Raw genomic sequence first — 24,517 nt, 5'->3', positions numbered from 1 at the left:
AACACCCGGTCCCATTCCGAACCCGGTAGTTAAGCCTTCCAGCGCCGATGGTACTGCACTCGTGAGGGTGTGGGAGAGTAGGACGCCGCCGAACAATCATTCCCTCAAGGGGGCGCTCATCTCGAGCGCCCCCTTGAGGCGTTTCAGCGTTCTCCGGCGATGATGTCGCCGATCTCGTCCACCGCGGGGTGGCCCGGTTCGAACGGCGCGCTGTGGGGTTGGTCCCAACCGGCGGGTGATTCGAAGACCCGTGCGCCGAACCGCGGATCGGCCGGGGTGCGGCCGTGGAACGGGTCGAACGTCGGTGGTTCGGGGTTCCGGGGTGTTGCCGGCATCGTGGCGATCTCGGGGTTCGTGTAGTTGATCGGATCATCCGGGGACGTGGTGGCGTGCACGCGCTCGCCCACGTGCGCGGGGTCGACCCCGTCGAGCCCGAGTTCGCTGACGTGGTGGACGCCCGCGCCGGGGCTCGACACCAGCACCACGTCGTCGGCGTTGAGGCCGTGGTCGCGCGCCGTCTGGCCGACGACCGTCGTGCCGTAGCTGTGACCCACGACGGTGAGGTGCGCCCGGTCCTGGGTGTCCGTCGCACGAAGGCCGTCCTGGAACCGGTCGAGTGCCAGTTCGGCGTTGTCCGCGTAGATCGACCTCCCGGCCTCGGGGATGATGCTGTCGGGCGCGTCGTAGCCGACCCACGCGATGACGGCGGATCCCTCGCCCGCGTCGAGGGCCAGCCGCCTCGCCCGGTCGATGTCACCGCCGGCCTGGCCGAGCTCGGCGTAGGTGCCGGGCACGTAGGTCGCGATGTTGCGCGCCGTGTCGGGGTTGCCGTAGGACACGATGATCTTGCCGTCGTCCGCGGTGTCGAGGCCGAGCAGGTAGTACCGGTTCTCGGGGTGCTCGGGGTCGGCCGCGGCGAGGTCGCCGCCCGGCCGGAAGCGCTCCAGCACGGCGATCTGCTCGTCCAGCTGGATGAGGCGTTCGCGCTCCTGCTCCCACAGGCCCGGGTTGTTGGAGAACTCGTCCGCCATCCGGAGCCGTTCGTCGTGCAGGGCCGCGAGCCGGTCCCGTTCGGCGCGCAGCGCGGCGATCTCCCGGTCGAGCACGGCGCGGTTGGCCTGGTCGCGGACCTCGGCGGGGATGCCGTCGAGGTTGCGGACCAGGTCGGGGTTGTTCCGCACGACGTCCTCGCGCTCGCCCTGGCCCAGGGACAGCCACCAGGTGTGGACTTCCTGCGGGGTCGCGCCCGGCGGCGGGCCGGGGACCTGGCCGACCGGCGGGCCTCCGGTGATGCGTCCGGCGGCGTCGTTCACGAGCTTGGTGGCCTCGGCCGCGAGTTGTTGGGCGAACGCGTTGCGCTGGAGGTCCTCCCCGATGCCGGTGATGTCCGCGTACCGCTCGGCGTTGGCGTCGAGGAGCTTGACGATGGCGTCCTTGGCGGTGGCGACCTCGTTGCCGAAGATGTCGGCACGGCGGGCGAGCTCGGCCATGTCGGCGGCGGTCGTGCCGGCTCGCTGGAGGTGGTGGTGGACCAGGCCGGTGAACACGGCACCCGCCTCGTCGGGCCAGTCGGCGTTCACGGAGTTCAGGCTGTGCTCGGCGGCCTTGCCGTACTCGGCGCCGGTGCGCCGCCAGCTGTCGGCCAGCGCGTGCGCGGTCTCCTCGTTCGACAGGGGCCAGGTGGCGCCCATGGCCTTCGCCCGCGTCCACAGCTCGGAGGTCGGTTCGGGGATGGCCACCTCAGCCACCACCCGGGAACGCGCCCCTGGAGCGCACGTCGGCGGCGAGGTAGTCGACCACGGCGTCGTGACCGACCCGGCCGTCGGTCAGCAGCAGCTCCGGCACGAGGCCCGCGACCTGGCGCACCTTGGCCGCGTCGGCGTCGTAGACGGCGCGGAACGCCTGTCCCAACGGGTCCGCGCCGATGCCCGCCTCGCCCGCGACCAGCCCGGACTGCCCGTCCCGCCAGGTGGCGGCCAGGGTCTCGCCGGCGCCGGTGAGGCGGTGCAGCGCGGGTTCCACGCCGTCGACCTGCATGTGTGCGAATCCACCCATGGCGCCCAAGATGGCGCAGCGCGTCCGGGCGCGGCGGGCGCTGGCCGCTACCGGTCACGCGCCGTGCCGCGCGGGTGCGACTATTTTTCGACCATGCACCATGAGCCCGACCCCCGAACGCAGCGCCGCTCCGGCGGGAACTCCGCCGCCGTCCAGGCGGACCTGGCCACGAGCCCGTTCCGCGTCGACCGCGACCGCGTCGCCAGCTCGCCGTTCTTCGCCCGGCTCGGCGGCGTCACGCAGGTCGTCAGCTCGACCGGCTCCGGCTTGCTGGTGCACAACCGCCTCACGCACAGCCTGAAGGTGGCCCAGGCCGCCCGCGCCATCGCCGAGCGCCTCAACACCCGGCCCGACATCGCCAACCTGCTGGACAAGCTCGGCGGTTGCGACCCGGACGTGGTGGAGGCCGCCTCGCTGGCGCACGACCTGGGGCACCCGCCGTTCGGGCACCTCGGCGAGCAGGTCCTCGACCGGCTGGCCCGGCACCGGTTCGGGTTGTCGGACGGCTTCGAGGGCAACGCCCAGTCGTTCCGCATCGTCACGACGACCGACGTGCGCGGACCCGCGGCGGTCGGGCTCGACCTGACGGTGGCGGTGCGCGCGGCGATGCTGAAGTACCCGTGGACGCGCCTGTCCTACCCGAAGCCGCACCCGAGGGACCTCCCCGCCCCGCCGCGCGGCGCCGCCGAACCGACCGACGGGCCGGGCACCGGGTCGAGCAAGTTCTCCGCCTACGTCACCGAGCTGGACGACGTCGAGCAGTCCCGCGCGTTCTACACGGCCAGGGTGGAGCCGTGGCAGCAGACGGTCGAGGCGTCGGTCATGGACACCGCCGACGACATCGCCTACGCCATCCACGACCTGGAGGACTTCCACCGCGTGGGCGTGCTCCAGCACGCCGCCGTCTCGACCGAGCTGAACACCTGGCTGGAGCACGCCGTGGAGCTGGCGGGCCTGACCGCGGCCGACCTCGCCGCCCAGGAACGCCGACCGGGCCGTTCGCTGGAGGCGCTGCGCCGCCGCCTGCACGCCAAGGACTCGTGGGCGGTGCACGACGACGCCTTCGCGCACGCGGTGGCCAAGGTGCGCGCCGAGCTGGTCGACGGCCTGCTGGCGGTCCCGTTCGACGGCTCGGTGGAGGCGGAGCAGGCGGTGGCCGGGTTCTCCGCCCGCTGGACGCGCCGCCTGGTCGACTCGGTCGGCGTGGTCGAGGAGCCCACGACCAGGTCGGGGCACGTGGTGCTGGCGGTGCCGCAGTGGCACGAGGTGCAGGTGCTGAAGTTCGTGCACCGGCGGTTCGTGCTGCTGCGCCCCGACCTCGCGCTGCACCAGCGCGGTCAGGCCCGGCTGCTCACGGCGCTGGTCGAGGCGTTGGAGCAGTGGGTCACCGACCGGCACGAGGCGAACCGGCTGCCGCGCCGGCTGCACGACCTGGTCGAGCTGGCGGGCGAGGAGTACGCGGCGCTGGCGCGCACGGACCCGTCCGTCCTGGTCGGCGCGACGGGGGAGACGCCGTCCGGTCCGGACGCCGTGCGGGCGCTGGCGCGTGGCCGCGCGGTGGTCGACTTCATCGCCTCGCTCACCGACAACCAGGCCGCGGCGCTGCTCGACGCACTGTCCGGACGAACCGGTCAGCTGTGGACAGATGCTTTTGTACTGTGAAATGTGATGGATCTACCGTCTGAGAAGTAGGCCGAACGGTGGCAGACGGTACTTGTCCGTGCGCAATACGTTGACCCCTCGGTCGGAGACATCCGACCGCAGGCCGCGTGCGTCGGGGGCACGCAAGATCTGGGGGAGACGCCTGTGCGCTCACCGAAACGTCGTTTGCGAAGAAACGCCCTGATCGCGGCGGGTGCCGCCGTGCTGCTGACCTTGGGGGCGGTGTCGCCCGCCTCCGCCGATCCGACGAAGGCGTCCAAGGGCGTCGAGGACAAGACCGCGGCGCAGATCGCCGCGCTGCAGGACATCAAGCGGTCACTCACCGAAGCCGAGTCCAAAGTGGACAGCGCGCTCGTCGTCGAGCAGCGCCGCCGGTCGAACGCCACCACGTTGAGCAAGCTCCCCGCCCTCCAGACCGGCGTGAAGGTCCACAGCGGAAACACCGTCGTGGTGGACATCCGCGCGTTCGAGGTCACCGACGACCTGGTGGCCGCCGTGAAGGCCGCCGGCGGCGCGATCCGCTCGGTCTCCACCGAGGGCAGGACGGTCCGCGCCCAGCTGCCGCTCGGCTCGCTGGCCGAGCTGTCCGCCCGCGGCGACATCCGCCGCGTCGAGACCGCCGTGGAGTACAAGACCTTCAACCAGCGGGACCGCAAGGCCGACCCGGCGCCCTCGAAGGAGGACAAGGCCAGGGAGATCGAGGCGCGCACCCGCGAGGCCCTGATCGCGCCGCAGGCGATCCGGACCGGCGAGGGCGACCGGGCGCACGCCGCGGACACCGCCCGGGACGACTTCCGCGTCACCGGCACGGGCGTGAAGCTGTGCGCGCTGTCCGACGGCGTCGACTCGCTGAGGCTCTCGCAGACCGCCGGCGAGCTGCCCGCCGCCGTCGAGGTCCTGGCCGGCCAGGAGGGCTCCGGCAACGAGGGCACCGCGATGCTGGAGATCCTCCACGACATCGCGCCGAACGCGAGCCTCGGCTTCGCCACGGCCGTCAACGGCGACGCGAGCTTCGCCGACAACATCCGCGCCCTGCGCTTCCAGCTGGGCTGCGACGTCATCGTGGACGACATCCTCTACTTCAACGAGTCGCCCTTCCAGGACGGCGTGATCGCGCAGGCCGTGGACGCGGTCACCGCCGACGGCGCGCTGTTCTTCTCCTCCGCCGGCAACGAGGGCAACGTCGCCGACGGCACCTCGGGCCACTGGGAGGGCCAGTTCGTCGACTCCGGCGTCGGCGTCGGCAAGTTCGCCGGCACCGCGCACGACTTCAACCCCTCGCCGGACGCCAAGCAGGTGTTCAACCCGCTGTCGGACAGCTCGGCCAACGTGCCCGTGACGCTGTTCTGGTCCGACCCGCTGACCTCGTCGTTCAACGACTACGACCTGTACCTGGCGAACTCGCAGGGCAACGTGGTGGCGTTCAGCCAGGGCGTGCAGGACGGCAGCCAGGACCCGTACGAGCGGCTCAACACGCCCGCGTCCGCGTTCGGCCTGCGGTTGGCCGTGGTCAAGTTCCGCGGTGAGGACAAGTACCTGGCGCTGACCGCGCTGGGCGGTCGCTTCAAGGACTCCTCCGACGGGCTCAAGAAGTTCGCCACGCCGGGTGTGACCCGCGGCCACTCCGCGGCCAAGGGCGCGATCAGCGTGGCGGCGGCGCCGGCGAACGACCCGCTGCCGTTCGACCTGGAGCCGGGCGACCCGGCCAACCCGCGCGGCCCGTTCCCGAACGCGTTCGACGGCACGCAGAAGCCCGAGCGGTTCACCTCGGACGGTCCGCGTCGCGTGTTCTTCGCGCCCGACGGCACCCCGCGCGAGGAGGTCAGGCAGAAGCCCGACCTGACCGCGGCGGACGGCGTGCAGACCAGCGTGAGCGGCTTCAACCCGTTCTTCGGCACGTCGGCGTCCGCGCCGAACGCGGCCGGCATCGCGGGCCTGGTGCTGTCCGGCAACCCCGGCCTGTCGCCCGCCGAGGTGCGGGAGGCGATGACCGCCACCGCGATCGACATCGTCGAAGCGGGCGTGGACAACCGGACCGGCGCGGGCGTCGTGCGCGCCGACCTGGTGCTGGCCTACACCGGCGCCTCGCCGCAGCCGCTGGCGAAGGCGGCGAAGCCGTCCGTGGTCAACGACGACGACGGCAGCCAGTACCTCAAGCCGGGCACCACGGCCACGGTCACCGTGCCGGTGGTCAACTCCGGTGACGGCACGGCCGCGTCGACCAGCCTCGTGCTCACCACGCCCACCGCGGGCGTGACGATCGCGCCTCGGTCGAAGTCCTACGGGAACATCGAGGTCGGCCAGACGGTCACCAACACGTTCAAGGTGACCGTGCCCGCGTCGATGGGCGTCGGCTCGGCCGTGCGGCTGGACGCCCGGGTGACGTTCGCGGGCTCCACCTCGCCGACCACGGGCACGTTCACGCTCAACGTCGGCGAGCCGTCCCGCGACACGAAGACGTTCGCCTACGCCGGGCCGGTCGTGGCCATCCCGGACAACGACGCCACCGGCGTCGCGGTGGAGATCCCGGTCAGCGGCATCGGCCGCGGCTCCCGGATCGTGTTCTCCGTGGACGGCGACACGTGCAGCGCGACGACGGGCGCGACCACGGTCGGCATCGACCACTCGTTCGTCGGCGACCTGGTCGGCACGCTGACCTCGCCGTCGGGCGCGACGGCCACGGTGTTCCAGCGCAACGGCGCGACCGGCAACAACCTGTGCCAGGTCGTGTTCGACGACACCGCGGCGCAGCCGTTCTCGTCGGTGACCAGCGCGTTGGCGCCGTTCACCGGCACGTGGCGGCCCATCACCCCGCTGGGCGCGCTGCTGGCCGAGCCGGTGGACGGCACGTGGACGTTCAAGGTCGTGGACGGCGCCTCGTCCGACCGCGGCTCGATCCGCTCGGTCTCGCTGAAGATCAACGGTTACGTCTAGGGTTCGCCCGAGTGTGAGAAGGGCCCCGGGAGCACGCTCCCGGGGCCCTTTTGTTCACGTGTTACTTCGGCCACTCCCAGCGGATGCCGAACACGCCGGGCCCGAAACCGAGCGCCACGGCGTGCACGCCACCCGCCGCGTCCAGGGCCAGGTTGCGCCGCCGGGACGGGGTGTCGTCGCCCGCGGGCACGCTGAACTGCTGGCAGCGGGCGGGCAGGTTCGACTGGTCGAACCGCACCTCGATCACGTACTCGCGCACCGGCAGCCGGAACTTGCGGGCGAACGTGTTGTTGCCCGCCGGGTAGTGACCCTCGGCGAACAGCAGCTCGTACTCCATGATGATGGTCTCGCCCCTGGTCAGGGGTCGGTCGAACATCATCTCCGCGGCCATGATGTTGGCCTCGGTGTCCTCGACCACGCGGCCGAGGTGGCAGTTGCGCAGGTTCACCACCTGCGGCAGCACGTTGGCCTGCTCGGTCTCGAACACCAGCGCCCACCGGTCCGGGCCGTCCTGCTCCGCGCGCAGGATCTGGCGCACCCACACCGAGCGCTGACCGCCGTCCGCGGCGATCTCGATCCGGTCGTGCTGGCTGATCCGGCCCAGCTTCACGTCCGACGACGTGTCCACCTTCGTGAGCAGGTTCGCCACCCGCTCACGCCGCGCCCACAGCGCGTCGATCGGCATCATCGTCGTCGGTCGGGACCGCCTGCCGCGCGGGCGCGGCGGGCCGAGCAGCGCCGACAGGCCGGCCTGCGGCACGCCGAGCACGGTCTCCAGGTGGCGCAGCGCCTCCAGCGACTCGGGTCGCTCGGGTCGGCGCCGGCCGGACTGCCAGTAACTCAGCGTGGCGACACTGATCGTGACCCCGCGCAGCGCGAGCCGGTGCTGGATGCGGTCGAGACTCAGCCTGCTGGCTTTGATCGCGGCTCTCAGCGCCTCGGGGAACGGTCCCGTGGTGAGAAGCTGCGCAAGACTGCCGTGGCCCGTCGAGTCGAGTTCGTCGACGGACAGGTTGGGTCGACCGGCAGCGTTGGTCATTGTGACTCCCCGCTGTCATGAGATCACGCCCCAGTGACCCTACCCGCCAACGCAGGGCGTTGGTGCCTTCCAGGTGGAGTCATTGATTGGGCCATACGGGTTACGAGTTCACTGGGATGGGCATCGTTCTGTCAAGTGGTGAACATCCGTGCTCTCCCCTTTGTAAACCCACCGGTAACATTGTGCAACGGCGGCTTCGGGGTCCTGGCACCGGCCCCTTCGGTACTGGTATGCGACCGCGCGCGGAGTCGCCCCACCGGCCACCTGCCGTTGGCGGTCGTTGATCCGTTGGGCCTACTGTGTGCCCGGTGACCGCCGCCCAGGACCTCGTGCCCCTGCCGGAGGACCCGTTGACGGAGGTCGCCGCCGCCGTGCTCGGCGACGGCCACCACGTGGTGCTCGACCTGCTCGACGTCGTGCGCCACCGCGGTGGGCCGCCCGTCGACGTGGTCCGCGCGGGCGACGACCTGCTGCCCCGGTTGGCGCACGAGAACGCGCTCGACCAGGCGCTGCTGCTCGCCCGCCAGGCGCTGCGGCCCGGCGGCCTGTTCGTCGCCGCCGTCCCCGAGCTGGACAAACTCGGCCGGCTCCGGCCCACCGCGCCGCCGCCGAAGGTGTCCGGGCGCGGTCCGGAGCGGCAGGTGACCGTGCAGCTGTGGGACTGGGCGGCCGACGGCGAGTCCTACGCCTTGGAGGTCGTGCGGCTGGTGCGCGGCGCGGAGACGTGGGAGGTCGCGAACACCGTGTCGACCCGGCACCGCGTGCTGTCGCCCGAGCAGATCTCCGCCTCGCTGACCGACGCCGGGTTCGGCGCCGTGCAGCGGCTCTCGCCCGCCGAGTGCGGGCACCCGCTGCCGGTCTGGGTCGCGGTCGCGCCGGCATGAACGCCGCGCCGCCGTGACCAAGGTCCGCCCGGTCTCCGGCGGCGGCCGGGCGGTCGAGGTGCCGCCCGAACGCCTGGACGGGTGGTTCTCGCGGTTCGCCGCGCGGCACGGCGGGGTGGTCTCGACGTCGGTGACGCCTGGTCGTTGCCTGGTCACGGCGGTGGACGGGGCCACGGCCTCGGTGTCGGCCGCGTTCGGTGAATTCACCCCTCAAGGTGAGGCTGAAGGTCTGGTGCTGGACGCGTTGCTGGCGTACGCGCTCGCGCCGCGCCGGATCGGGCTGCTGCTGGTGCGGCTCGGCGGGCACAGCATCGGCGTGGCGCAGGACGGCGTCGTGCTGGTGTCGACCACGGACAGTCGTCAGGTGCACGGGCGCAACAAGGCGGGCGGGTGGTCGCAGCAGCGGTTCGCGCGGCGTCGGGAGGGGCAGGCGCGGGTCGCGCTCCAGGCGGCGGCGGACGACGCGGCGAGGGTGTTGGCGCCACGGCTCGGTGAGCTGGACGCGGTCGTGCTCGGTGGTGACCGTCAGGCGTTGGACGCCCTGCGGGGTGACCCACGGCTGAGCGACGTGTTCGCGTTGGCGTCGCCGCGCGTGTTGGATGTGCCGGAGCCTCGGCGGGCGGTGCTGGACGAGGCCGCCGTCCGGGCCCGGGCGGTGGAGATCGTCGTCCGGGAAACTCCCGGAACTCGTGACAACCCCCGCCGCACCCGACCGCATTCATAAGGGTGAGGGGGCGCCGAACCGCGGTGGCCCCGCGAACCCGAGGAGCAGTCTTGCTGCGCAAACGACTCGCGCTGGCGGCCGGGGCCGTCGTGCTCGGCGGCATCGCCGTGGCCGGGACCGCGCTGGCGTCCGGCGGTGGCGACGAAGCGCCCGCGTCGACCACGACCACGCCTCCCGTCACCTCGGTCACCACGTCGCCGATCACCACGTCGCCGATCGCCACCTCGCCGCCGACCACCGCGCCGATCGAGACCACGCCGCAGTCGACGGTCACCGAGCCGCCGATCAGCACCAGCCCCGGGCCGTGGCCGACGACGACCACCCTGCGCCCGGAGCCGACCTCGTCCCAGCCGCCGGCGACCACGACCACGGTGACCACGTCGCCGGGCGCGTCGTTCCCGGCGACGACCACGACCACCAGGCCGCCGCTGCCGACCACGACCGTCACCACGAGGCGCTGACGGCGTGAGCTGGGACGCGGAGTTCACCCACTACTTCGACCGGTGTGCCGACTCGATGCGCTTCACCGCGTTCTTGTTGTGCGGCAACCACCACGAGGCCGAAGACGTGGTGCAGTCCGCGTTCCTCAAGCTCTACCTGGCCGGGCCGAAGCTGGTGCGGCGTGACGGGCTCGACGGCTACCTCCGGCAGATCGTGGTGCGCACGTTCCTGGCCGAGCGCCGCCGCGTGCGGTGGAAACGGGAGAAGCTCACCGACGCGATGCCGGAGGTGCCCGAGCCCGGGGTGCTGAGCGAGGACCGGCTGGTGGTGTGGCAGGCGTTGGGCGCCGTGCCCGCGAAGCAGCGGGCGACGCTCGTGCTGCGGTACTGGCACGACCTGGGGGTGGAGGAGACGGCCGCGGCCCTCGGTTGCTCCGTGGGCACGGTGAAGAGCAACACGAGCCGCGGCCTCAAGGCGTTGCGGCAGAGGCTGGGACCGGAGTTCGGCGAGTTGTGGCAGGAGGTGTCGCGCGGTGCTTGAGGACGAGCTGAAGAAGACGTTCGAACAACTGAACATCAAGCCGCAGCCACGCACGTTCGGGGCCGTGGACATCGTCCACCGCGGCGCCGCCGTCAAACGCCGCCGGCGCACCTACGCCGTGGCCGCGACCGGCACCGGCACCGCCGTGGTCGCGGTGGTGGTCGCCTTCGCCCTGAACCAGCCCCCGAGGCAGGACGACAACAGCCCGGCGGGCCCGCCGATCCCCACCACGAGCAGTTCGACCCAGTCCAGCCCTTCTCCCACGACCACGGACCCCGGCGTCTCGTCGTCGGCGGAGATCCCGGCGTCCACGACCCCCACCACCACGACCAGACCCGGCCGCACCGGGACCACGACCAGCCCCAGTTCCACCTCGACGACGACCACCACGACCGTGAGGACCACGAGCCCCGGCACCACCGCCCAGTCCACCGGCACCGAACCCCTGCGAACCACCACCCGCTGACCACCGGCCCCACGACCTGCCGGCACCGCCCGCAACGTGCGGCCCGCCCTCGCCACGCACTGGCACCAGCGGCGGGACTCGTCCGTGAGGAGCCCCGCCGTCGCCCCGCCGCGAGGCCGACCTACGCCAACGTTCCCGTGGCGAGCAGCCCGCCGTCCACGCGCACGGTCTCCCCGGTGATCCACTCGGCGGCGTCCGAAGCCAGGAACGCGACCAGCCGCGCCACGTCCTCCGGCGTCCCGAGCCGCTTCATCGGGTATCCGCCCGCCGCCTCCTCCTCCCGTCCCGTGTACAGGGCCTCGGCGAACCGGGTCTTCACCACCGCCGGCGCGACCGCGTTCACCCGCACCTTCGGCCCGAGCTGCCACGCCAGCTCCTCCGTCAACCGGATCAGCGCCGCCTTGCTCGCCCCGTACGCCCCGATCACCCCGGTCGACCGGATCCCTCCCACCGACGCGACGTTCACCACCGCGCCGCCGTGCTCGCTCATCCACGCCTTCCACGCCAGCTGCACGAACCCGAGCGCGGCGACCACGTTGACGTCGAAGATCTTCCGCACCGCGTCGAGGTCGGCGTCCATCAGAGCGCCGAACACGGGGTTGATGCCGGTGTTGTTCACGAGCACGTCCAGCCGCCCGAACCGCTCCAGGGTCGACTCGACGGCCTGCGCCCGGTCGTCGGCGTTGCCCGCGTTGCCCGGCACCGCAAGCACACGATCAGGTGAAACGCCGGCCGTGACCGCCAGCGACTCGGCCGCCGCCGTGACCGCCTCCGCCTTGCGCGACGTGATCGCCACCGACGCGCCGCGCGACAGCAGCTCCAGCGCGATGCCGTGCCCGATACCCCGACTGGCGCCCGTGACCAGGGCCGCCCTGCCCGTGAAGTCCGAAGTCATACCGCGCAATGTATGCCGGTGGACACACACTGCTAATCCAGTGGCGCCCACCCCGTAGACTGGGGCTCGTGGTCATCCTCATCGAGTAGGTCCCGCGCCGGCCGCGCCGTTGACCTCGCATGACCACACACCCGGAGTAGAACTTGATCACCGCAACCGATCTCGAGTTGCGCGCGGGCTCGCGCATCCTGCTGTCCGACGCCACCCTCCGCGTCCAGGCCGGCGACCGCATCGGCCTCGTCGGCCGCAACGGCGCGGGCAAGACCACGTCGCTGCGCGTCCTCGCGGGCGAGGGCCAGCCGTACGCGGGCGACATCCGCCGCAGCGGCGAGCTCGGCTACCTGCCGCAGGACCCGCGCGAGGGCGACCTGTCGGTCATCGCCAAGGACCGCGTGCTGTCCGCACGGGGCCTGGACCAGCTGCTCCGCGACCTGGAGAAGATGCAGTCCACGATGGCCGAGCTGGTCGACGACGCCGAGCTGCAGGCCGCCGTGCGCAAGTACGGCCGCCTCGAAGAGCGGTTCGCCGCCCTCGGCGGGTACGCGGCCGAGAGCGAAGCCGCCCGCATCTGCGCCAACCTCGGCCTGGCCGACCGCGTGCTCGCCCAGCCGCTGCGCACGCTGTCCGGCGGTCAGCGCCGCCGCGTCGAGCTGGCCCGCATCCTGTTCGCCGCCTCCGAGGGCGGTGTCGGCGCGAAGTCCAGCACGATCCTGCTCATCGACGAGCCGACGAACCACCTCGACGCCGACTCGATCGCGTGGCTGCGCGGGTTCCTCAAGTCGCACGAGGGCGGCCTGGTCGTGATCAGCCACGACGTCGAGCTGCTCGACGACGTGGTCAACAAGGTGTGGTTCCTCGACGCGACGCGCGGCGAGGTCGACATCTACAACATGGGCTGGAAGAAGTACCTCGAAGCGCGCGCCGCCGACGAGAAGCGCCGCCGGCGCGAGCGCGCCAACGCGGAGAAGAAGGCCGGCGCGCTCATGGCGCAGGCCGACAAGATGCGCGCGAAGGCCACCAAGGCGGTCGCCGCGCAGAACATGGCCCGCCGCGCCGAGAAGCTGCTGTCCGGCCTGGACGACACCCGCCAGGCGGACAAGGTCGCGAAGATCCGCTTCCCGCAGCCCGCCACGTGCGGCCGGACGCCGTTGACCGCGGAGGGTTTGAGCAAGTCGTACGGCTCGCTGGAGGTCTTCAGCGGCGTCGACCTGGCCATCGACCGCGGATCACGCGTGGTCATCCTCGGGCTGAACGGCGCCGGCAAGACCACGTTGCTGCGGCTGATCGGCTCCATGGAACGCCCGGACAGCGGCGAGGTGATCGCCGGTCACGGCCTCAAGCTCGGGTACTTCGCCCAGGAGCACGAGACGCTCGACCACGAGGCCACGGTGTGGCAGAACATCCGCCACGCCGCGCCGGACACGCCGGAGCAGCAGCTGCGCTCGCTGCTGGGCACGTTCCTGTTCAGCGGTGAGCAGCTCGACCAGCCCGCCGGCACCCTGTCGGGCGGCGAGAAGACCCGGTTGGCGCTGGCCGGCCTGGTGTCGAGCGCGGCGAACGTGCTGCTGCTCGACGAGCCGACGAACAACCTCGACCCGGCCAGCCGCGAGCAGGTGCTCGACGCGTTGCGGCGGTACGAGGGGGCGGTCGTCCTCGTCACGCACGACCCGGGCGCGGTGGAGGCGCTTGAGCCCGAGCGGGTGATCCTGCTGCCCGACGGCACCGAGGACCACTGGTCCCAGGAGTACCTGGAGCTCGTGCAGTTGGCCTGAGGCAACGGGTTTCGCCTCTCTCACCCGAACGTGAGCACTGATCGACTCTGCGTGATCAAACGACCGCTCGCAGATCATTTCGCTTGATCACCTGGCGTTCTTGGTCTTCGTGTTCGATCATTGCGACGACAGGGGCTTTCGAAGGCCCGACCTGCTGTCTACGGAAGGCGGGACAAGGTGGCTGACCTGAAGAAGGGCGCCCGGATCACCGGCGCCACGCGGGACAAGCTGGCCGCTGACCTGAAGAAGAAGTACGAAAAGGGCGCGAGCATCCGGGCGTTGGCCGAGTCCACCGGGCGCTCCTACGGCTTCGTGCACCGGGTTCTCAGCGAGTCCGGTGTGCAGCTGCGCGGTCGCGGTGGCGCCACCCGCACGAAGAAGAAGTAAGCTACCCTCCGGTAACCACATGGCGTCGGGGAGAGACGACGCCTGACGAAACCCGGAGGTTCACGCATGTCGGCACCGACCACCATCGACGCCGACCTGCTGGAACGCGGAGGCGTGCGGCTCGTCGTGGACGGACCGCGCGCGACGATCACGCTCGACCGTCCCGACGTGCTCAACGCACAGACGCCGTCGACCTGGGTGGCGTTGCGGACGATCGGTGAACAGCTGGGCCCGGACGTCCGCGTCGTGGTCGTCCGGGGTTCCGGTCGCGCCTTCTCCGCCGGGCTCGACCGGCGCATGTTCACGGGCGCCCCGGTGGAGGGCGAACCGGGTCTGCCGGAGATCACGCGACGGGGACCCGAAGCAGGCGCCGCGCTGATCGCGGAGTTCCAAGAGGGCTTCCGCTGGCTGCGCGACCCGGCTCGGGTGACGATCGCCGCGGTGCGCGGGCACGCGATCGGCGCGGGCTTCCAGCTCGCCCTGGCGTGCGACTTCCGCGTGGCCGCCGACGACGCCAAGTTCTGCATGGCCGAGACCTCGCTCGGCCTGGTGCCCGACCTCGGCGGCACGCTGCCCCTGGTGCGCCTGGTCGGGTACTCGCGCGCGGCCGAGATCTGCCTGACGGGGCGGCGGGTCGGCGCCGAGGAGGCGTTGCGGATCGGCCTCGCGAACTCCGTCGTGCCCGTGGACGGGTTGGACGGCGCGGTCGACGCGTTCGTCGGGCAGTTGCTGCAGCCGATGCCCGGCGCCGTGCGGGAGACGTTGGCGCTGCTGGCGTCTGCGGCCGATGGTGCTTCGGAGGAGGAGCAGCTGCGGGCCGAGCGCGAGGCCCAGCTGCGCAGGCTCGGTGAGCTGACCGCCCTGCTCGGCGGTCAGGGCTGACGTGCGGCCGAACACGATCGGGTGAGATCGGGCCAAAAATGTACGGAAACACTGTTCCCGTACATCGGTTGATATGACCGAGCCCCGAACCACCCCGCCTACCCCGAACCACCCCGCCCCACCGCCACCCCGCTCCGCCGCCACCCCGCCCCGCCCACCGCCACCCCGCCCACGCAGCCGAGCCGGAGCCCGACCCCGACCCCGAGCCGGAGCCGGAGCCGGAGCCGGAGCCCGAGCCGGAGCCCGAGCCGGGGCCGGGGCCGGAGCCGGAGCCGGAGCCCTACGCAAACGCTTCCCTGACCGCGTGTCGCCGGCGGGTGCGGGAACGTCGAGAGGGCCGGTGGCGTTACCGTCTGGCGTGGACGGATCCTGGGGATTGATGCGCAGCGCGATGCGTGCGTCGGACGCGCCGACGGCGGTGCGGCGTGGGACGTTCCGGCGAGTGCTGGCTTTCGCCAGGCCGCACCGGGCGAAGTTGGTCGTGTTCCTGCTGCTCACGGTCGTGTCGGCGGTGCTCGCGGTCAGCACGCCGGTGTTGGCGGGACGCGTGGTGGACGCGATCGTCGGCGGCCGGGACGTGTCGGTCGTCGTGTGGCTGGCCGTGGTGATCGCGGTCATCGCGGTGGTGGACGCGGGGCTCGGGTTGGTCGAGCGGTGGCAGTCGGCGCGGATCGGGGAAGGCCTCATCCACGACCTGCGGCGCGCCGTGTACGAGCACGTGCAGCGCATGCCCATCGCGTTCTTCACCCGAACGCGCACCGGCGCGTTGGTCAGCCGGTTGAACAACGACGTGATCGGCGCGCAGCGGGCGTTCACCTCGACGCTCTCCGGCGTGGTCACCAATGTCATCCAACTGGGGCTCTCCCTGGGCGTGATGTTCACCCTTTCGTGGCAGGTGACCGCGCTCGCCCTGGTGCTGCTGCCCGTCTTCGTGATCCCCGCGCGGCGCATGGGCAACCGGATGGCGGACCTCCAGCGCGAAGCCTCGACCCTGAACGCGGGCATGACCACCCAGATGACCGAGCGGTTCTCCGCACCGGGCGCGACGCTGGTGAAGCTGTTCGGCCGACCGGAGGACGAGAGCGCCGAGTTCGGCGAACGGGCCGCGCGCGTCCGCGACATCGGCGTCCGCACGGCGATGGCCACCCGCTGGTTCATGACCGGCCTGACCCTGGTCTCCGCCCTCGCCCAAGCCCTGGTCTACGGCCTCGGCGGCTACCTCGCGCTGACCGGCGACCTGGCCGCCGGCACCGTCGTCTCGCTCGCCCTCCTGCTGACCCGCCTCTACTCGCCGCTCACCGCCCTCGCCAACGCGCGGGTCGACGTGATGACCGCGCTCGTGTCGTTCGAACGCGTCTTCGAGGTCCTCGACCTCAAGCCGATGATCGCCGAACCGGACCAACCGCGCCGCGTGCCCGACGGCCCGGTCTCCGTCGAGTTCGACGACGTCCGCTTCGCCTACCCGGCGGCGGACAAGGTCTCACTCGCCTCATTGGAATCAGTGGCCACATTGGACACACGCGGTGGCGAGGAGGTGTTGCACGGCATCAGCTTCCGCGCCGAGCCCGGTCGGATGGTGGCGCTCGTCGGCTCGTCCGGCGCGGGCAAGTCGACCATCGCCTCACTCGTCCCGCGGCTCTACGACACCGACTCCGGCGCGGTCCGGCTGTCCGGTGTGGACGTGCGCGAGCTGGCGTTCGACTCGATCCGGCAGACCGTCGGCGTCGTCACCCAGGACGGTCACCTGTTCCACGACACGATCCGCGCGAACCTGACCTACCCGCGACCGGAGGCGACCGAGGACGAGCTGTGGGACGCGTTGCGCCGCGCGCGCCTGGACCACCTCGTCGAATCGCTGCCCGACGGCCTCGACACCGTGGTCGGCGAACGCGGCTACCGGCTCTCCGGCGGCGAACGGCAGCGGCTCACCATCGCCCGGCTGCTCCTGGCCCGGCCGCGCGTGGTCATCCTGGACGAGGCGACCGCGCACCTGGACTCCGAGTCGGAGGCCGCGGTGCAGGTCGCGCTGACCGAGGCGTTGCGCGGTCGGACGGCGGTGGTGATCGCGCACCGGCTGTCCACGATCCGCGCGGCCGACCAGATCCTGGTCGTGGAGGCCGGGCGCGTGGTGGAACGCGGCACGCACGCCGAACTCCTGGCGGCCGAGGGGCGCTACGCCGAGCTGTACCGCACGCAGTTCGACGAAGCGCCCGCCGCGGACCTGGAGTCGGCCGTCTGACCGCGTGCCGTCCGGGCGCGCCACGCGGAAGGTGCCGCTAGAGCGCGCCGAGGAACGTGCCGGTGGCGGCCACCGCGACCTTGGACGAGCCGCCGTTCACCACCAGCACGGCGAACGCGACGTCACCCCGGTAGCCCATGAACCAGCCGTGCGACCGCGTGCCGTCACCGAACTGGGCGGTCCCGGTCTTGCCGCGCACCGCGCCGTACCCGGCCAGTTCGCGCGCCGTGCCGCCGGTGACGACCTCGGCCATCATCGAGCGCAACGCGCCCGTCACCCCACCCGGCAACGCCGCCGGCGCCTGGCCCTCGGTCGGGATCTCCCGGATCAGCTGCGGCACGGGCGTGCGGCCGTTGGCCACCGTGGCCGCGACCAGCGCCATGCCGAACGGCGTCACCTGCGTCTCGCCTTGGCCGATGCCCGCCTCCACCCTGGCCGGCACGGACTCGGCGGGCGGGATCTTGCCGGTGTTCGTGGTGATGCCCGCGACCGTGAAGTCCGACGCGAGCCCGAAGTAGGCGGCGGCCTGGGGCAGCGCGGTCGCGGGCAGGTCCGCCGCGAGCCGGCTGAAGCTGGTGTTGCACGACGCCGCGAACGCCCGGTGCAGCGGCACCGTGCCCAGCTCGAACGAGTCGTCGTTGGTGATCTGCCGGGTGCCGATGGTCGCCTTGCCCGGGCACGCCACCGGGGTGTCCGCCGTGGCCAGGCCACCGGTCAACGCCGCGGTCGCCGTGACGACCTTGAACGTCGACCCCGGCTCGTAGTGGCCGTAGAGCGCGAGCGGGTCGTTCCCGACCGCCGCGTTCTGCGCCACCGCCAGGATCTCGCCGGTCGACGGCTGGACCGCCACCAGCATGGCCTGCTGACCGCCGACCTGGTCGACCGCGGCCTGCGCGGCGGCCTGCGTCTTGGGGTCCAGCGTGACCGTCATCGACCGCGCGGCCTGCGCCTTCTGCTCCTGGAGCACGGCCACCGCCGTCCCCGCCGCGTCCACGACGGCGACCTGCCACCCCGGCGTGCCCTTCAACGTGCCGACGGCCTGCCGCACGGAGTTCATCACCACGGGCGCGAAGTCCGCCGGCACCGGCCGACCCGTGCGGTCGAACAACTGGCCGTCCGCGGGCGTCGTGGTGTAGGCCAGGCTCTGGCCCTCCGCGAGCTGCGGGTGCAGCACGGACGGCGACCAGTGCACGAGCCACCGGTCGTCCACCAGCCGCAGCTCGACCTTGGTCGCGTACTCGAGCGGCACGCCGCCCGGCAACGTCCATGTGACGTTCGCGTCCACCTCGGCCGTCGTGACGCCGTCGGCGACCTGCGGCAGCCGGCCGAGCTGCGCCTGGAACGACGCGCCCGGCATGCCCTGCCGGGTGCGGGCGATCACCGCGCCGGCCGCGTCCGCCGCGTCGGTGACCGCCGCCGCCTGTCCCGCCTGACCGGACGTCATGGCGGTGAAGAACTGCTGGGCGACGACGCCCGGAGCCACCCGTTCGGGCTTCTTGGCTGAGGGCTCGTCGCCCGACCACAGCACGAGCACGCCCGCGACGATCACCGTGACCGCCGCGGCGCCCCCACCTGCCAACACCCAGCGTTTCATCCTCTTGTTCACGAAATTCCCCCCTTGGCGTCCGGAGATTAACCCGGACGTGTGGAGAATTCGTGAAAGCCGACTCAGCCCAGCTGCGGCACCCGAGTCTGGTACTTGCGCAGCAGGTCGGCGTTGGCCGCGTCGCCGCCCTCGACGTTCGCGCTGCGCCACAGCGGCAGCGGCACGCCCGCCTCGGCGGCCTTGTCGAACAGGCGCACCATCAGCAGGTTCCACAGGAACGCGGTCGCGATCGTGGACACGGCGGCGGTGACGGGGTTCGCGAGCGGGTAGGTCGCGTCGCCCGGCGGCACCATGTTGTCCAGCACCACGGTGGCGTTCTCGGCGAGCGTGGTGCCCGCACGGCGGGGTGCGAGCGCGCTCGCCGCGACCGACGTCACCGCGACCACGGGGCAGCCCGCGTCCGCCGCGAGCACGGCCAGCTCCACCGGGTACGGGTTCACGCCGGAGGTGGAGAAGACGAACAGCACGTCGTGCGCGGCCAGGCCCGCTTCGCGCAGCACCTCGGCGGCGAGGCCGGAGCGGCGTTCGGCGGACGTGCTGCTCACCGCGCCGTGCATGGGCAGCAGTTCGGGGTGGTAGATCGGGCGGACGCAGGCGAGGCCGCCGGCGCGGTAGAACGTCTCGGCGACGGCGGCGAGGGAGTGGCCCGCGCCCGCCGTGAGCACCATGCCGTCCGCGCGGACGCTCGCCAGCACCAGTTCGGCCACGTCGTCCAGGGCCGCCGCGTTCTGCTGCTCCACCCTGGTGAGGTGGGTGCGCACGACGTCGCCGTAGTCGGTGTCGGTCACGGGCTCGGTCGTCATGCGGTCCTCCAGTGGTCTATACCAAACGGTGCCGGTGCCAAGTCCTACCGGATCGTCCCATCACTCGCCAGGGTGTTGACCCTTGAACATCGTCGGTGTTCAAATGAACGCCATGGATGTGTCCTGGCGTCACGAAAAAATCCTCCACCGCTTGCGGGGCGGCGAGCGGGTGTCCGTCGGTGTCCTGGCGGACCTGGTGGGCACTTCGGAGATGACGGTGCGGCGCGATCTCGACGTGCTGGAGCGGGAAGGGCTGCTCCGGCGCGTGCGCGGTGCGGCGGTGAGCATGTTGACGGGGGAGGAGACGCCTTACGCGGCGCGGGCGCGGCAGCGGTTGGAGGCGAAGCGGCGGATCGGTGGCGCGGTCGCCGGTCTGCTGGACGACGGCGAGACCGTGGTGCTCGACGGCGGCAGCACCGCGGTGGAGGTGGCGCGGTGGCTGGTCGACCGGCGGCTGACCGTCCTGCCGCTGTCGTTGCACTCGGCGGACGAGCTGCGGGGCGCGGAGCAGGTGCGGATGGTGTTGCCGGGCGGCGACATCCGGCCCGGTGAGCTCGCGTTCGTGGGGCCGTTGACGGAGCACGCGTTCCGCGTGATGCGGTTCGACACGATGGTGCTCGGCAGCTGTGGGCTGAGTGCGCGCAACGGGGTGTCGGCGCACGACCTGGGCGAGGGTGCGGTGAAGCGGGCGGCGGTCGAGGCGTCGGCGCGGGTGATCGCGGCGATCGACAGCTCGAAGTTCGGGCGCACGGCGTTCGGGCGGGTGTGCCCGGTGGAGGAGATCGACGTGCTGGTCACCGACTCGGACGCGCCGGAGGAGGAGGTGAGCCGGATTCGTGAGGCAGGGGTGGAGGTGAGGCTTGTCTGACGCCGGGGTGCGCGTGGGGCCGCGTCGCGCGCGGGTCGCGACGGGCCGGGCGGCACCGGGGTGGGCCGGGTGCGGGGTGGGCCGGGTGCGCGTGCTGCGGGCGGGTAGTCGCTCGGGGTGCGCTGCAAGGGGCAATCCGCTCGGGCCCGGGTCGCCGGGGCGACCCGGGCGGGCCGGGCGTCGTCAGGAGGCACGTGCGGGCCGGGTCGCGTCGATCCGGGATGGCTGGGAGGCGGGTGCGAGGCGTGGCGGTGGGCGGTGGGGCGGCGGCGTGGTGGTAGGGCCGTGGCGGTGTGTCGGGTGGGGTCGGGGTGGTGAGGGACGGCGGGGTGGTTCGGCGCTCGGCATAATCAACCGAGGGGCGGTAACAGTGTTTCCGTACATTTTCGGGCGATGATCACTCGATGGTGTGACGGGCGGGGACCGGGACGGGCATGAGGGGTGCCGGTGTGGACCGGGGCGGGCGTGGCGGGGTGACGGGTCGGGCGTGGCGGGTGCCGGGGGTGGGGACCGGGGCGGGTGTGGTGGTCGGCGGCCCGTCAGGGGCGGCGGTAGCGGGGTTCTACCGGGGGCAGTGGTTTCTCCGGCAGGTTGGCGTGGGCCTTGGTCATGAAGTCGAACCACGTCTTCGCGGGCAGGGTGCCGCCGTAGATGTCACCCTCGCCGCACAGGCGGGGTGGGCCCGCCTTCACGCAGATGCCCCGTGGCGACGTGCTGTCGTTGAACACCTGCACGGCCCCGGCGTAGTCGGCTGTCGCACCCAGGAACGCGGCTGACTTGTACTCCTCCGTCGTCCCGGTCTTCCCGAGCGCCGGCCGGGTCCACCCGAAATCCTTCGCCGCCGCCGCGGCCGTGCCGCGACCCTGGTCGTCCTCGCTCAGCCCGACCGCCAGCGCGTTCGCCAACGGCTCCTCCACGGCCTGCTCGCACGGCTGGTCGGCGTACCCCGTGTCCTTCCCGTGCCGGTCGGTGATCTTCATGATCGGCGTCGGCGGGCACCACACGCCGCCCGACATCAGGGTCGCCGCCACGTTCGCCAGTTCCAGCGTGCTGGTCGGCGCCGGCCCGAGGGTGAACGACGCGTTCCCGGACCCCTTGTAGAAGTCCGCCTGCGTCACCCGCAACTCCTTCTGCTTCGACTTCGGGTCCGGCGGCACGCCCGCGATGTTCGTCGCCAACGTGTCCCGCATCCCCAGCCGGTACGCCATGTCGACCACCGAGTCCAACCCGACCCGCTCTTCCAGGATCACGAACGCCGTGTTGGGGGAGGTCGCCAACGCCTCCTTCAACGGCATCCGGGGCGGGTAGCTGCCGTCGTGGTTGCGCAGGCAGTACCAGTACGTGAACGGCTCACCGGTGCCCGGACACCCCGGCGCGCCACCGCGGAACACGCGTGAGGTGTGCGAACCGGGCGACTCGACGATGCTCTCGATCCCGAGCCCGCCCTTCTCCAACGCCGCCGCGGCCGTGAACACCTTGTACACCGACCCGGCACCGAACTTGTTCTCCACCGCGCTCGGCAGGTCGAACTGCGTCTGGAACTGGTCCTTGTGCAGCCCGTAGTCGCGGTTGGCCGCCAGCGCCACCACCTCGTGCCGCTCCTTGCCCGGCCGCACGACCGCCGCCGTGTTCGCGATGCCCTCCGTCGTCTTCGGCACCTGCGCCTCGGCCGCCTGCTTGGCCTGCCGCGTGAGGTCGCGGTCCAGGGTGGTCTGGATCGTGTAGCCGCCGATCTTCAACTCGTTCAACGAGTAACCGTTGCGGGTCAGGTGGTTGACCACGAACGAGCAGTAGAACCCGAACTCCACCCCGGACCCGACGCACCCCGTCGACAGTGGACGGACCGGCGTGGCCAAACCCAGCGGCGCGCGCTTGTGCACCTCGGCCTGCTCGTGCGACAGCTTGGCGTTCTCCACCATCAGGTCGATGACCATGTTCCGCCGCTCGACCGCCTTGTCCGGCCGGGCCTCCGGGTCGAGGAACGTCGGGCTGTTCACCATCCCGGCGAGCATCGCCGCCTGCGGCACGGTCAACACGTCCGGCGTGGTGTTGAAGTACGCCTGGGACGCCGCCGCGATGCCGTAGATCGTGCCGCCGAACGGCACCACGTCCAGGTACCGCGACAGGATCTCGTCCTTGCTCAGCTGGGACTCGACGTGCACGGCGATGCGCGCCTCGCGCAGCTTGCGGGCGATCGTCTGCTCCTGCGCCTTCTTCTGCCCGCTGACGTCCTCCCGCTCCAGCACGTGCACGAGGTGGTTCTTGACGTACTGCTGCGTGATCGTGGACGCGCCCTGCGTGGTGCTGCCCTCGGACTGGTTGCGCATCGCGGCGCGCAGCGTGGCCAGCCAGTCGACGCCGTGGTGCTCGTAGAACCGGCGGTCCTCGGCGGACACCAGCGCGTCCTTCATGACCTGCGCGACCTTGTCCGGCGGCGTGAGCACGCGGTACTGGTCGTAGAGGTAGGCGAACGGGACGCCGTCCTTGTCCGTGATCGTCGTCATCAGCGGCGGCGGCGAGTCCAGCATGTTGACCGTGGTGGCCGCGACGTGGTCGCTCATCCGGTTCGACACCAGGCCGGCGGCTCCGACGACCGGGATCGCCATCCCGGCGAGCAGCAACCCGGCCACGAGGCAGAGGCCCATGAGTTTCGCGAGGGAGGCGGTGCGCATGACTGGGGAGTTACGCTCGGACGGGCGGCGGAAACACCGCGGAGTCGGGTTCACCGCAACGTCTGGACAATCGCGGTCCGACGTTTAACACCGCATTGTTCACCCGTTCGTGGACGATTCTACGCACGGTGGTGCTACGCCGCGTCGTAGTGGGCGTCGGAGCGGTTGAAGGCGGCGCTGGCGAGGTCGGCCGCGTGCCGCATCGCGGCGGCGTGCAGCGCGGTCAGCGACAGCGCGTCGGCCTGCGCCCCCGGATCGCCCTCGGTGGGTTCCAGCCTCGACTCGGCGGTCACGTAGACGACGCACTCGGCGGCCACGCTGAGCCGCCGCGCGAGGAACGCCACGGCCCTCATCAGCCGTTCCGCCTCGGCCTCGGTGATCGGCACGACCCGCGGCGGGTCGGCGTCGACGTCCTCGTCGACCTGCTGTCGACTGGCCCGGCACGCGAGGCCGCGGTCCCACAGGCCGGCCGCCTCGTGCAGTGACTCGATGAACGGCTCCCAATCCACTGAGGTCGAGGTCATGGTTCTCACCTTCTGTGCGTCGCGCTCACCGGGTGAGTGCCCCCGGAAGTGGAACTTCATGCCGGCTTTCCCCGGCGGTCGACGAATTGATCGTCACCCACGCACACCATTCGATCACGTGGCGTGCCGCGAAAGACGGCTTCTGTCATTCGTTCAGGTGTAAACGACTTCTTCAGGTTGTCCGGGCACCAGCGGTGGTAGCCGTTCGAGCAGAAAGCCACGGCCGCGAGCCGGCGCCGAGCCGCCGCGAGTCGCCGAGTCGAGCACGGCTCCGCCGAGGCGGGGTGACGGGGAGGAAGTCCAATGCCGGCGCGATCCCACAAGTGGCCGTCCCTCGCGACCGCGTCGGCGGTGGTGCTCGCCTGCCTCGCCGCCCTGCACGTGCCGGCGACCGGGGCGGAGCCGGGCGCGGAGGACGCCGCCGACCACGCCGCGGGCTCGCAGATCGCCAAGCACGAGGGCGCGAACCCGGTCGACGCGGACGAACTCGTGCTCACCGGCCCGACCGTCCCGGGCATGGACGTGAGCAGCCACCAGGGCGACGTCGACTGGCCGCACTGGTGGAACCAGGGGATGCGGTTCGCCTACGTCAAGGCCACCGAAGGCACCGGTTACGTCAACCCGAACTACGGCCAGCAGTACGGCGGCTCGCACCAGGTGGGCATGGTCCGCGGCGCGTACCACTTCGCGCTGCCCGACAAGTCCGACGGCGCGGCGCAGGCGAACTACTTCGTCGACCACGGCGGCGGCTGGGCCGCCGACGGCAGCACGCTGCCCGGCGCCCTCGACGTCGAGTACAACCCGTACGGCGACGACAAGTGCTACGGCCTCGCGCCCGAGGCGATGGTGGCCTGGATCCGCCAGTTCAGCGACACCTACCACTTCCGCACCGGCCGCTGGCCGGTGATCTACACGTCCACCACGTGGTGGGACCTGTGCACGGGCCGCCTCGGTGACTTCACCGCGACGAACCCGGTGTGGGTGGCCCGCTACGCCGACAGCGTGGGCCCGCTGCCGCACCGCTGGTCGGCGCACGCGATCTGGCAGCACACGTCGACCCCGATCGACCAGAACCTGTTCAACGGCACCATGGACGACCTCGTGGCGCTGGCCCGGGGCTGAGT

The 24,517-nt window shown here is 71.8% G+C and carries 21 protein-coding genes and 1 rRNA gene; 13 read left to right on the top strand and 9 right to left on the bottom strand.

Annotation, left to right across the window (positions count from 1 at the left end; translation table 11 throughout):
- Window positions 1-94: ribosomal RNA gene (gene rrf / locus AB0I91_RS24090) — 5S ribosomal RNA — on the top strand; the annotation flags it as partial.
- 49 nt (window positions 95-143) lie between these two features.
- Here the strand turns inward: rrf and AB0I91_RS24085 are convergent.
- Both AB0I91_RS24085 and AB0I91_RS24080 read right to left on the bottom strand, forming a co-directional pair.
- A complete protein-coding gene (locus AB0I91_RS24085; RefSeq protein ID WP_499613825.1) occupies window positions 144-1,739 on the bottom strand; it encodes a WXG100-like domain-containing protein in 1,596 nt (531 codons plus the stop codon).
- Between the two features lies 1 nt (window position 1,740).
- On the bottom strand, window positions 1,741-2,055 hold the full coding sequence (locus tag AB0I91_RS24080; RefSeq protein WP_498784256.1) for a hypothetical protein: 315 nt from the start codon (window positions 2,053-2,055) through the stop codon (window positions 1,741-1,743).
- 93 nt (window positions 2,056-2,148) lie between these two features.
- On the opposite strand from AB0I91_RS24080, the gene AB0I91_RS24075 reads away from it, so the two are divergent.
- A complete protein-coding gene (locus AB0I91_RS24075) occupies window positions 2,149-3,717 on the top strand; it encodes a deoxyguanosinetriphosphate triphosphohydrolase family protein (RefSeq protein ID WP_498784254.1) in 1,569 nt (522 codons plus the stop codon).
- A 144-nt stretch (window positions 3,718-3,861) separates the two neighbouring features.
- The gene (locus tag AB0I91_RS24070) at window positions 3,862-6,651 is read left to right on the top strand and encodes a S8 family serine peptidase (protein WP_499638895.1); all 2,790 of its coding nucleotides are present in this window, start codon (window positions 3,862-3,864) and stop codon (window positions 6,649-6,651) included.
- Window positions 6,652-6,712: 61 nt separating this feature from the next.
- On the opposite strand, the gene AB0I91_RS24065 is transcribed toward AB0I91_RS24070, so the two are convergent.
- Window positions 6,713-7,690, bottom strand: a complete 978-nt coding sequence (locus tag AB0I91_RS24065; protein ID WP_077005242.1) for a helix-turn-helix domain-containing protein — start codon at window positions 7,688-7,690, stop codon at window positions 6,713-6,715.
- 308 nt (window positions 7,691-7,998) lie between these two features.
- Between AB0I91_RS24065 and AB0I91_RS24060 the strand changes: the two genes are divergently transcribed.
- From AB0I91_RS24060 to AB0I91_RS24045, 4 genes are read left to right on the top strand one after another with little or no spacing between them, the layout of a single operon-like run.
- A complete protein-coding gene (locus tag AB0I91_RS24060) occupies window positions 7,999-8,574 on the top strand; it encodes a hypothetical protein (protein WP_499638893.1) in 576 nt (191 codons plus the stop codon).
- 13 nt (window positions 8,575-8,587) lie between these two features.
- Window positions 8,588-9,298, top strand: coding sequence for an acVLRF1 family peptidyl-tRNA hydrolase (locus tag AB0I91_RS24055; RefSeq protein WP_498784248.1), 711 nt, complete (start codon window positions 8,588-8,590; stop codon window positions 9,296-9,298).
- A 50-nt stretch (window positions 9,299-9,348) separates the two neighbouring features.
- Window positions 9,349-9,759: a hypothetical protein gene (locus AB0I91_RS24050; protein WP_498784246.1), complete on the top strand. Its 411-nt coding sequence runs from the start codon at window positions 9,349-9,351 to the stop codon at window positions 9,757-9,759.
- Window positions 9,760-9,763: 4 nt separating this feature from the next.
- The gene (locus AB0I91_RS24045) at window positions 9,764-10,279 is read left to right on the top strand and encodes a SigE family RNA polymerase sigma factor (RefSeq protein ID WP_498784245.1); all 516 of its coding nucleotides are present in this window, start codon (window positions 9,764-9,766) and stop codon (window positions 10,277-10,279) included.
- A gap of 111 nt (window positions 10,280-10,390) precedes the next feature.
- On the opposite strand, the gene AB0I91_RS24040 is transcribed toward AB0I91_RS24045, so the two are convergent.
- Together AB0I91_RS24040 and AB0I91_RS24035 are read right to left on the bottom strand one after the other, a co-directional pair.
- Window positions 10,391-10,738: a hypothetical protein gene (locus AB0I91_RS24040; protein WP_498784243.1), complete on the bottom strand. Its 348-nt coding sequence runs from the start codon at window positions 10,736-10,738 to the stop codon at window positions 10,391-10,393.
- A 128-nt stretch (window positions 10,739-10,866) separates the two neighbouring features.
- The gene (locus AB0I91_RS24035; RefSeq protein WP_498784241.1) at window positions 10,867-11,640 is read right to left on the bottom strand and encodes an SDR family oxidoreductase; all 774 of its coding nucleotides are present in this window, start codon (window positions 11,638-11,640) and stop codon (window positions 10,867-10,869) included.
- Window positions 11,641-11,783: 143 nt separating this feature from the next.
- Between AB0I91_RS24035 and AB0I91_RS24030 the strand changes: the two genes are divergently transcribed.
- The 4 genes from AB0I91_RS24030 (at window position 11,784) to AB0I91_RS24015 (ending at window position 16,920) form a co-directional block, all read left to right on the top strand.
- Complete coding sequence (locus AB0I91_RS24030; protein WP_498784239.1) at window positions 11,784-13,412, top strand: ABC-F family ATP-binding cassette domain-containing protein; 1,629 nt, start codon at window positions 11,784-11,786, stop codon at window positions 13,410-13,412.
- Between the two features lie 177 nt (window positions 13,413-13,589).
- A complete protein-coding gene (locus AB0I91_RS24025; protein WP_015103570.1) occupies window positions 13,590-13,799 on the top strand; it encodes a helix-turn-helix domain-containing protein in 210 nt (69 codons plus the stop codon).
- Between the two features lie 66 nt (window positions 13,800-13,865).
- A complete protein-coding gene (locus AB0I91_RS24020) occupies window positions 13,866-14,681 on the top strand; it encodes an enoyl-CoA hydratase/isomerase family protein (protein WP_498784237.1) in 816 nt (271 codons plus the stop codon).
- Between the two features lie 358 nt (window positions 14,682-15,039).
- A complete protein-coding gene (locus AB0I91_RS24015; RefSeq protein WP_499638890.1) occupies window positions 15,040-16,920 on the top strand; it encodes an ABC transporter ATP-binding protein in 1,881 nt (626 codons plus the stop codon).
- Between the two features lie 37 nt (window positions 16,921-16,957).
- Here AB0I91_RS24015 and AB0I91_RS24010 read toward each other — a convergent pair whose 3' ends face one another.
- Entirely contained in the window at window positions 16,958-18,502 is a 1,545-nt protein-coding gene (locus AB0I91_RS24010) for a penicillin-binding transpeptidase domain-containing protein (RefSeq protein WP_498784234.1), read from the bottom strand.
- An 86-nt stretch (window positions 18,503-18,588) separates the two neighbouring features.
- Window positions 18,589-19,329 (bottom strand): SIS domain-containing protein, encoded by a 741-nt coding sequence (locus AB0I91_RS24005; RefSeq protein WP_498784232.1) that lies wholly within the window; start codon window positions 19,327-19,329, stop codon window positions 18,589-18,591.
- A gap of 103 nt (window positions 19,330-19,432) precedes the next feature.
- Here AB0I91_RS24005 and AB0I91_RS24000 point away from each other — a divergent pair, with 103 nt between their 5' ends.
- The gene (locus AB0I91_RS24000; protein ID WP_498784230.1) at window positions 19,433-20,197 is read left to right on the top strand and encodes a DeoR/GlpR family DNA-binding transcription regulator; all 765 of its coding nucleotides are present in this window, start codon (window positions 19,433-19,435) and stop codon (window positions 20,195-20,197) included.
- A 539-nt stretch (window positions 20,198-20,736) separates the two neighbouring features.
- Here the strand turns inward: AB0I91_RS24000 and AB0I91_RS23995 are convergent.
- Window positions 20,737-22,869 carry a transglycosylase domain-containing protein gene (locus AB0I91_RS23995; RefSeq protein WP_498784228.1) on the bottom strand — a complete coding sequence of 711 codons (2,133 nt, stop codon included), beginning with the start codon at window positions 22,867-22,869 and terminating at the stop codon, window positions 20,737-20,739.
- A 134-nt stretch (window positions 22,870-23,003) separates the two neighbouring features.
- Entirely contained in the window at window positions 23,004-23,393 is a 390-nt protein-coding gene (locus AB0I91_RS23990) for a hypothetical protein (RefSeq protein WP_499613846.1), read from the bottom strand.
- Between the two features lie 303 nt (window positions 23,394-23,696).
- Between AB0I91_RS23990 and AB0I91_RS23985 the strand changes: the two genes are divergently transcribed.
- Window positions 23,697-24,515, top strand: a complete 819-nt coding sequence (locus AB0I91_RS23985) for a lysozyme (protein WP_499613848.1) — start codon at window positions 23,697-23,699, stop codon at window positions 24,513-24,515.
- Window positions 24,516-24,517: the final 2 nt, after the last annotated feature.

This window comes from Actinosynnema sp. NPDC049800, from assembly GCF_040656635.1.
Lineage (GTDB): Bacteria > Actinomycetota > Actinomycetes > Mycobacteriales > Pseudonocardiaceae > Actinosynnema.
Note: the sequence above shows the minus strand (reverse complement) of the source record. Positions and strands in the feature narration are given on the sequence as shown.